12 protein-coding genes are annotated in these 7,797 nt (G+C 30.9%); all 12 read left to right on the forward strand.

Going from position 1 to position 7,797, the window contains the following annotated elements; translation table 11 throughout:
- The first annotated feature begins 485 nt into the window (after positions 1-485).
- The 12 genes from HXZ69_RS14765 (at position 486) to HXZ69_RS14820 (ending at position 7,343) form a co-directional block, all read left to right on the forward strand.
- Positions 486-617, forward strand: a complete 132-nt coding sequence (locus HXZ69_RS14765) for a transposase (protein ID WP_286496414.1) — start codon at positions 486-488, stop codon at positions 615-617.
- A 103-nt stretch (positions 618-720) separates the two neighbouring features.
- Complete coding sequence (locus HXZ69_RS14770; protein ID WP_286496415.1) at positions 721-1,398, forward strand: tyrosine-type recombinase/integrase; 678 nt, start codon at positions 721-723, stop codon at positions 1,396-1,398.
- Between the two features lie 88 nt (positions 1,399-1,486).
- Positions 1,487-1,741 carry a type II toxin-antitoxin system Phd/YefM family antitoxin gene (locus HXZ69_RS14775; protein ID WP_068599366.1) on the forward strand — a complete coding sequence of 85 codons (255 nt, stop codon included), beginning with the start codon at positions 1,487-1,489 and terminating at the stop codon, positions 1,739-1,741.
- A complete protein-coding gene (locus HXZ69_RS14780; RefSeq protein WP_114999210.1) occupies positions 1,742-1,999 on the forward strand; it encodes a Txe/YoeB family addiction module toxin in 258 nt (85 codons plus the stop codon).
- A 189-nt stretch (positions 2,000-2,188) separates the two neighbouring features.
- Positions 2,189-2,518 carry an ArsR/SmtB family transcription factor gene (locus tag HXZ69_RS14785; protein WP_114999208.1) on the forward strand — a complete coding sequence of 110 codons (330 nt, stop codon included), beginning with the start codon at positions 2,189-2,191 and terminating at the stop codon, positions 2,516-2,518.
- 60 nt (positions 2,519-2,578) lie between these two features.
- Positions 2,579-3,046 (forward strand): DUF6428 family protein, encoded by a 468-nt coding sequence (locus HXZ69_RS14790; RefSeq protein WP_286496418.1) that lies wholly within the window; start codon positions 2,579-2,581, stop codon positions 3,044-3,046.
- A 28-nt stretch (positions 3,047-3,074) separates the two neighbouring features.
- Complete coding sequence (chrA, locus tag HXZ69_RS14795; protein ID WP_286496419.1) at positions 3,075-4,199, forward strand: chromate efflux transporter; 1,125 nt, start codon at positions 3,075-3,077, stop codon at positions 4,197-4,199.
- A gap of 4 nt (positions 4,200-4,203) precedes the next feature.
- The gene (locus HXZ69_RS14800) at positions 4,204-4,818 is read left to right on the forward strand and encodes an arsenate-mycothiol transferase ArsC (protein WP_286496420.1); all 615 of its coding nucleotides are present in this window, start codon (positions 4,204-4,206) and stop codon (positions 4,816-4,818) included.
- Positions 4,819-4,821: 3 nt separating this feature from the next.
- Positions 4,822-5,856: an ACR3 family arsenite efflux transporter gene (gene arsB, locus HXZ69_RS14805; RefSeq protein WP_286496421.1), complete on the forward strand. Its 1,035-nt coding sequence runs from the start codon at positions 4,822-4,824 to the stop codon at positions 5,854-5,856.
- Between the two features lie 114 nt (positions 5,857-5,970).
- A complete protein-coding gene (locus HXZ69_RS14810) occupies positions 5,971-6,285 on the forward strand; it encodes a hypothetical protein (RefSeq protein ID WP_286496423.1) in 315 nt (104 codons plus the stop codon).
- 132 nt (positions 6,286-6,417) lie between these two features.
- The gene (locus tag HXZ69_RS14815; RefSeq protein WP_286496425.1) at positions 6,418-6,864 is read left to right on the forward strand and encodes a hypothetical protein; all 447 of its coding nucleotides are present in this window, start codon (positions 6,418-6,420) and stop codon (positions 6,862-6,864) included.
- A 194-nt stretch (positions 6,865-7,058) separates the two neighbouring features.
- Positions 7,059-7,343 carry a helix-turn-helix domain-containing protein gene (locus tag HXZ69_RS14820; RefSeq protein ID WP_286496426.1) on the forward strand — a complete coding sequence of 95 codons (285 nt, stop codon included), beginning with the start codon at positions 7,059-7,061 and terminating at the stop codon, positions 7,341-7,343.
- The last annotated feature ends 454 nt before the right edge of the window (positions 7,344-7,797 follow it).

Consider the following 7,797-nt stretch of genomic DNA (forward strand, 5'->3'; position numbering starts at 1 on the left):
TCTTACTTTCACTCTCAAACCCCTTTCGGAATCGGATGGCAAAGGTAAAACTTATTTCTAAACTCACAAATTTATTTTTAAATAAATTTTGTCGCTATATAAGTCCTTATTTCAATTACAACACTACTCTTCTTTCGTATTGCGGTTGCAAATATACAACCCATTTTTCCGAACTTCCAAACTCATTTTACAATTAATTTACATTCTTCCCTTAAGTTGCTGGTACGATGGGAAATATTTTTTGAGAATTTTAGATGTGAGAAGTGAGATACGAGGTTTTTGACGAGAAAAGCACGCTTTTTGAGTTACTATTTTGGGTTTACGAGAGGAAGATTGCGCGAACAGTAAGCCATTTTTACGCTCATTACGCTAAATTGACTCTCGCCTTTTCAGCAAGTTTTCTATATGAAATTTCAAAGCTATCATGTTTTTAATTGTAGAAATTTGTTTTATTTCATAATCTAATTGTCTCTTTCAAGATTTGAATGGACAGTTATCTAAATAATATTAATAGCAACAGAGCATTGATTCGCTATTGCAATAACTGTTTGGATATTCGTTTATTTTTAGGTCATGATTTAAACGAAAAAATACCTTGGCATTCCACAATTTGTTAAACTTGCGTCCTTTTTGGTAAAGAAGCTTTCTTACAGTTATTTCAATTTGTTCATAAATTACTAATAATGTTAGTTTTAATACAAATGTTCAATTTTAGCCATAATGTTTAAAGATGCCATTCGTGAAGAAGTCATCAGTTTAAATACTTACCCATTTGCAAGTGTACGAATCAAAAAAGACAAGAGTACAAGACTGTTTTTAAACAAAGAACAAATCGAGCAGCTAAAAAACCACAAGAGTTCATTTGGTCAAACAGATACCTACTTCAGAGATATGTTTATTTTTAGTTGTTATGCCGGAGGATTACGTTTTAGTTATGTCGTTACCTTACAATGGAAAAACTACGATGAAAACGAACAACGTATCAGATTAAACATCCGTAAAACTAAACGTTCACATCAATTCAAGGTAGGTCAATCTGCTTTAGAGATTTTAAACAAATACAAAAAAGAAACTTCCGAACCAGATGATTTTATTTTTCCAATCATTTCAGAAGCTAATTTCTTCGAACAATCCAACGAATACCAACTAAAAGTAATCGGTAGCAAAAATGTTTTATGTGGTCAGAAATTGCGTAGAATGGGCAAAGAATTAGAATTTCCATTCTCATTATCTTTTCATTTAAGCCGACATACATTTGCAACCCAAGCCTTAGCTAACGGTATGCGTATTGAGTATGTATCAAAACTTTTAGATCACTCTGATATTGGAACAACTCAAATTTATGCTAAAATCGTAAACGAAGAATTAGACAAAGCAGTAGAGCAATTCATTGAATAGTAAATGTTTATTTTAAAATGATGTAAGAAGATAGATTTTGAAAATCAAAATATTGTACATATATTTGTACATAATAAAATACAAGATTATGATAATAGCAAGTGTTTCAGATTTCAGAAAAGATATTAAATCTTACTTAGATAGAGTTTCGAAGAATTTTGAAACCTTAATCATCAACAGAGGGAAAGATTCAGGTATTGTGGTAATGTCATTAGAAGAGTACAATTCTTTAATGGCTACAAATCACGAATTATCTTCTCGTATCAATGAATCAAGATTAGATGCTGCCATTGAAAAATTAAAAAGTAACCAATCTTTTGAAAGAGAATTAATCGAGGAATAGATGAAATATATTTTCGTAGATGAATCTTGGGAAGATTATTTATTTTGGCAAAAAACCGATAAGAAAAAAGTAAAACGTATCAATGATTTATTGAAAGATATTTCACGTACTCCTTTTACTGGTATAGGGAAACCAGAGCCATTAAAACATAAATATTCAGGGTTTTGGTCACGTAGAATAGATGAAGAACATCGTTTAATTTACAAGTACGAAGATGGTCAGATATTAATAGCAAAGTGCCGTTTTCATTACGATTAAATAATCAATTTTTAAGATATAAATAAGATAGAATTCTGTTGGGTTGTAAAACTTAACAGAATTTTTTTTATGCCAAAATCGTAAACAAAGAATTGGATAAAGCCGTTGAGCAATACATTAAATAAATAACATTAAATTTTTTAGTATTCAATAATTATATCGTAATATTGCAATGATAATAAATCAATAATGGGAACAACTAAATCAGAAATATTTACAGACGAACAAAATAAACTAGCTACTTTATTCAAAGTATTAGGACATCCTGCTCGTGTGGCTATTATTCAGCATATTATCAAGCAAAATGCGTGTATCTGTACGGATTTGGTGGATGAATTAGGTTTAGCACAAGCCACGATTTCTCAACATTTAAAAGAATTGAAAAGTATAGGAATTATTCAAGGTTCCATCGAAGGGAAATCAGTGTGTTATTGTATAGATGAAAAGGTTTGGGCTTCAATTCAAAATGAGTTTTCTAACTTTTTCAATCAAAATGTAAAAATAGAGAAATGCTGTTAAGGCATTTTTTTAAAATAAAACATCGTAATATTACGATTAATAAATAATAATATTAAGAAGATGAAACTTTCAGAAATCAAAGAAATCTTACCAACATTACAAAATGTTGAATTTCAATTAGAGGATGGTACTTTCGTGCCAGAGCATTTCCACGTTACAGAAGTGGGAGAAATCACAAAGAAATTTATTGATTGTGGTGGAGTGATTAGAAATGAAAAAGTGGTGAACTTCCAATTATGGAATGCAGACGATTACGAACATCGTTTAAAACCAAGAAAATTATTAAATATTATTCGTTTGTCTGAAAACAAATTAGGCATTGAAGATGCCGAAGTGGAAGTAGAATATCAATCAACTACCATTGGTAAATACGATCTTGAATTTAATGGAAAACATTTCATTTTAAAAAATAAAAAAACAGCTTGTTTAGCGGAAGATGCTTGCGGTATTCCCGTTGCAACTGAAAACAAATTTAGAGTGAAAGAAGTAAAATCTTCTTGTTGCACACCTAATTTTGGATGTTGCTAATATTATATTTTTGTCTATAAAAATCAATATGGATCAAAAGATACAAATTAAGGAAATTGCGAAATTATTTTTTAAACTCGGTGTAATTGGATTTGGTGGCCCTGCAGCTCATATTGCTATGATGCAAAGAGAAGTGGTCGCGAAACGGCAATGGATGAGTGATCAGCATTTTTTAGATTTATTAGGTGCTACCAACCTCATTCCTGGGCCTAATAGCACTGAAATGGCAATTCATATCGGTTATGATAAAGGTGGATGGAAAGGTCTATTAGTTGCCGGACTATGTTTCATATTTCCAGCAGTTTTGATTACCGGAATTTTCGCCTATTTTTATCAGAAGTACGGACAAATCCCAGAATTTTCACCTTTTTTATATGGAATAAAACCTGCCATTATTGCAATTATAATGGGTGCCGTTTATCCATTGTTTTTAAAAGCGATAAAGAATGTTTACCTAGGTGTTTTAGCAATTGCTGTATTAGTCTTATCACTTTTAGGTATCAATGAAATTTTTTTATTAGTTGGAGCTGGCTTTTTTATGCTTTTAGTAAAAAAATTTCGCCAACTCCACTCCATGAAAAGCTTTGTTCCTTTAGCTTTATTTCCTTTATTTAATGGATCGTTTCTGTCGACGATAAACCAATCCTTATTTTGGACATTTTTAAAAATAGGATCAATTTTATACGGAAGTGGCTACGTTTTGTTTGCTTTCTTAGATACCGAGTTGGTAGATAAAGGATTACTCACGCGAATTCAACTGATGGACGCAATTGCAGTTGGACAATTTACTCCAGGACCTGTTTTTTCATCTGTAACTTTTATTGGATATCAAATCAACGGACTTTCGGGTGCTATTGTATCTACTTTAGCCATTTTTCTACCCTCATTTATTTTGGTTGCCTTGATACATCCTTTAATGAAGTTTATAAGAAACAATGATTCATTTAGTACGTTTTTAAATGGGGTCAATGTAGCGTCTGTAGCAATTATCCTATCAGTATGTATAGTTATGGGGAAAGAAACTATTACCGATTGGAGAACTATTGTTATTGCGTTGATTAGTGCTGTAATAGTTTTTCAATTCAAAAAAATCAATAGTGCTTTCATTGTATTATTGGGTTCCATACTAGGCTACTTAATTATTCAATTTTAAACCAATGCAAAAACAATTATTTAACACTATTCAGAATGATGTTCTGAATCAAGAAATTTGTGAAGACAGAAAAGTAGTTTTACAACCTTTAGTTTTTTACATTCAAGAGAAAGTCAATGATAAGCAGACAATAAATCTCAATTTCATTTGTACACACAATTCACGCAGAAGTCATTTAGCACAGATATGGGCACAATTCGCTGCTGCTTATTATAATATATCAAATATCAATTGTTATTCAGGTGGTACAGAAAAAACGGCTTTGTTTCCTAAAGTAGCAGAAACATTAGAAAATCAAGGCTTTCAAATCCTAAAAATTGCAGATAGTAATAATCCTATTTATGCGATAAAATATGATGAAAATAGTTCACCAGTTATCGGTTTTTCTAAGAAGTATGATGATCCATTCAATCCTGTATCAAATTTTGCAGCAATAATGACTTGTTCCCAAGCAGATGAAGGTTGCCCTTTCATTGCAGGTGCAGAAAAACGAATTCCAATAACTTACGAAGATCCTAAAATATCGGATGGTACTACCAATCAAACAGAAGTTTACAAACAACGCAGTTTACAAATCGCAACTGAAATGATGTACATATTTTCACAAATCACTAAATAAACGATGCAACCAAAACTAAAATTCCTTGATAGATACCTAACCTTATGGATTTTTATCGCAATGCTTCTAGGTGTTACAATTGGCTATATCTTTCCAAATATGTCTGTTTTACTAGAGCGTATGAGCATTGGCACAACCAATATTCCTTTAGCTTTAGGATTGATAATAATGATGTTTCCGCCATTAGCCAAAGTAGATTATTCTCTGTTACCACAGGTATTTAAAAATAAAAAAGTAATCGGAATATCTTTAATCCAAAATTGGGTAATCGGAACGGTTTTAATGTTTGGCTTAGCGGTACTATTTCTTCACGACGAACCAGATTATATGTCTGGATTAATTCTTATTGGATTAGCTAGATGTATTGCAATGGTTATTGTATGGAGTGATTTAGCCAAAGCAAATCGAGAATACACAGCGATGTTAGTAGCATTAAATAGTATTTTCCAAGTATTGAGTTATAGCTTTCTAGTCTGGTTATTTATCAATGTATTGCCAAGTAAATTAGGTTTAGCTAATTTTAATGTTTCGGTTTCAATGATAGAAGTAACCCAAAGTGTATTGATCTATTTAGGTATTCCATTTTTAATAGGTTTTATCACGAGATACACGCTAATTAAAAAGAAAGGTATAGAATGGTACAATCGTGTATTCGTGCCCAAAATTTCTCCCATAACACTCTATGCATTATTATTTACTATTGTGGTAATGTTTAGTTTAAAAGGAGATAAAATACTTGAATTACCTTTAGACGTAATCAAAGTAGCAATCCCATTAGTGATCTATTTTGCACTGATGTTCTTCATCAGTTTCTTTATCAATAAAGCAATGAAGGTTCCTTATGATAAAAATGCATCTATTTCATTTACAGCAACAGGTAATAACTTCGAATTGGCCATTGCAGTTTCTATTGCGATATTTGGTATTCACTCGCCACAAGCTTTTGTAGGAGTTATTGGTCCGCTAGTCGAAGTTCCTGTATTAATCCTTTTAGTAAAAGCTAGTTTGTGGTTGAAAAGCATATATTATAAAGAATAGAGCAATACATCGAATAAGGAAGTTTTAAATATCTTTAACGACACATTTTATCTTTGTAATGCATTAATTTACATCAAATTACACTATAAAAGGTTAATTGCTAAAACTTAATTTATGATGAAGTATTTGATAAAAGAAACTGTACAATTCAAAGAGTTTACACAAGTTGCTTTACACAATGTAAAGTCGAAAGAATTTGATATTATAGAGGTGCAACCTCTTACAAATGACGGGTATTGTCAAGCATTAATTGACAAAATATTTGAGATTTCTCATTCTGAAATTGCTGATTTTATCAAACATCAACTTTTATATGCAAAAGATAAGCTACATTGGATTAATAAGTTTGAAAAGTTAGTTTCAGTAAATGAATTTCTGTTTGAAAAAGGAAGAAATAAAACTCGTTTAATGAAAATTTATACTTCATAAGAAATAATTCGATTAGGTTTATATAAACCAATAGAGATTAAAGACGAAGAAAGACCTGCACCAAGATACATCAATGCAGATTCAGAAGAACGATATTTTTCTTTTTATAAAACGCAGAAAAATTTGGAACAGATGGAGGATTATTGCGATCAGATCTTTTTCTTAACTGATGAGAAATACGAATACGAACAAGCTAACATTCATTTTATCAATCCAAAGCTTCCAGAATATTCAGAGCAATGCAACAAAAAAATTGACCACTTACAACACATCAGAACATTAACGGAAGAATTACAAGTGGTTAAAGAAGAAAAATGCAATTACAACAAACTACAATTCAATGGAAAGGTCAATCAGTTGGTAGACATATTTTACCAATTAAACAGAGAGTTGTTTATTAATGGTAAAAATTATTTAGATGGAAATGTAAACGAGATTTCTAAAATGATTGTTTATTCTTTTGTAGACAAAGACGGAAATAAAGTAAGTATTGAAACGGTCAAAACCATACTCACTCCATCAAGAGAAGAAAAACGACCGAATAACGCAAAACGAATTGATGTAGATAAATTACTATAATATTCGCAATCCTAACTATCCCAGTTAGGATTTTGTTTGGTCCAAAAAGTCCTGTTCATACGTTCAACCTCAAAAATCAAAAGTCTTTATCTATCAGCCATTCAAAAAGATATGGTCCTGACAAGACCATTTCAGGACTAACGGACTTTTTTTTCTGTACTTCATTTGTTTCATAATCTTAAACAAATTAGAAAATGGAAGCAATCATTTTAACAAAGGATCAATACGATGCGATCGTATTCCAATTAGAGGAAATCACTAAAAAATTAAACAAAGCATTAGCAGCTAAACAAGAAACATTTATGGATAACCAAGAGTTTCTAATGCTAATGAAAATCTCAAAACGAACTGCTCAAACGTGGAGAAATGAAGGAAAGGTTTCATTCTGTCAAGTAGGCAACAAAATCTACTACAAAATGTCTGATGTCGAAAAGTTATTGAACGAACACTACAACAAATCATTCACTAATAAACGCTAAAAATTAAGAGCAATAACCTGGCATAAAAATTCGCAGACGAATGTCAATCCGTTAAGTGAAACGTAAAAATGTTTACCGACTGAAAGGAGTGATTTAAACATTTTAGTGAAGCGAAATGAAGATTGACCGTCCAGAATTGAAGCCTTCATTTTTTGATTACTTTTTTATCAAGAAAAAAGTAATTAATAAAATGAACATAATAATAGCAAACATCTCAAATGTTTTTGTATCAAGCCAAATCCAAAGGATTCATGAATACATTATTCATAAAACAATAAACCAATGAATAAAAAAGAACATACAATAACAAAAGTCTAATAACTAACATCTCAAATCTCAATACTATGAGTGTCGTACTTCATCACTTCATAGACATTAAATCAATAGCGTCCTAAATAAATTTAGGGCATAAAATATCCACCCACTTTAGTAGGATACAAGCTATAGTTGGACA

The organism is Empedobacter sp. R132-2 (genome assembly GCF_030324375.1).
Lineage (GTDB): Bacteria > Bacteroidota > Bacteroidia > Flavobacteriales > Weeksellaceae > Empedobacter > Empedobacter falsenii_B.

Bases quoted from the DNA above. Each gene is read 5' to 3' on its own strand.
- HXZ69_RS14765 (WP_286496414.1), top strand. From the start codon at position 486: ATGGACAGTTATCTAAATAATATTAATAGCAACAGAGCATTGATTCGC.
- HXZ69_RS14770 (WP_286496415.1), top strand. From the start codon at position 721: ATGTTTAAAGATGCCATTCGTGAAGAAGTCATCAGTTTAAATACTTAC.
- HXZ69_RS14775 (WP_068599366.1), top strand. From the start codon at position 1,487: ATGATAATAGCAAGTGTTTCAGATTTCAGAAAAGATATTAAATCTTAC.
- HXZ69_RS14780 (WP_114999210.1), top strand. From the start codon at position 1,742: ATGAAATATATTTTCGTAGATGAATCTTGGGAAGATTATTTATTTTGG.
- HXZ69_RS14785 (WP_114999208.1), top strand. From the start codon at position 2,189: ATGGGAACAACTAAATCAGAAATATTTACAGACGAACAAAATAAACTA.
- HXZ69_RS14790 (WP_286496418.1), top strand. From the start codon at position 2,579: ATGAAACTTTCAGAAATCAAAGAAATCTTACCAACATTACAAAATGTT.
- chrA (WP_286496419.1), top strand. From the start codon at position 3,075: ATGGATCAAAAGATACAAATTAAGGAAATTGCGAAATTATTTTTTAAA.
- HXZ69_RS14800 (WP_286496420.1), top strand. From the start codon at position 4,204: ATGCAAAAACAATTATTTAACACTATTCAGAATGATGTTCTGAATCAA.
- arsB (WP_286496421.1), top strand. From the start codon at position 4,822: ATGCAACCAAAACTAAAATTCCTTGATAGATACCTAACCTTATGGATT.
- HXZ69_RS14810 (WP_286496423.1), top strand. From the start codon at position 5,971: ATGATGAAGTATTTGATAAAAGAAACTGTACAATTCAAAGAGTTTACA.
- HXZ69_RS14815 (WP_286496425.1), top strand. From the start codon at position 6,418: ATGGAGGATTATTGCGATCAGATCTTTTTCTTAACTGATGAGAAATAC.
- HXZ69_RS14820 (WP_286496426.1), top strand. From the start codon at position 7,059: ATGGAAGCAATCATTTTAACAAAGGATCAATACGATGCGATCGTATTC.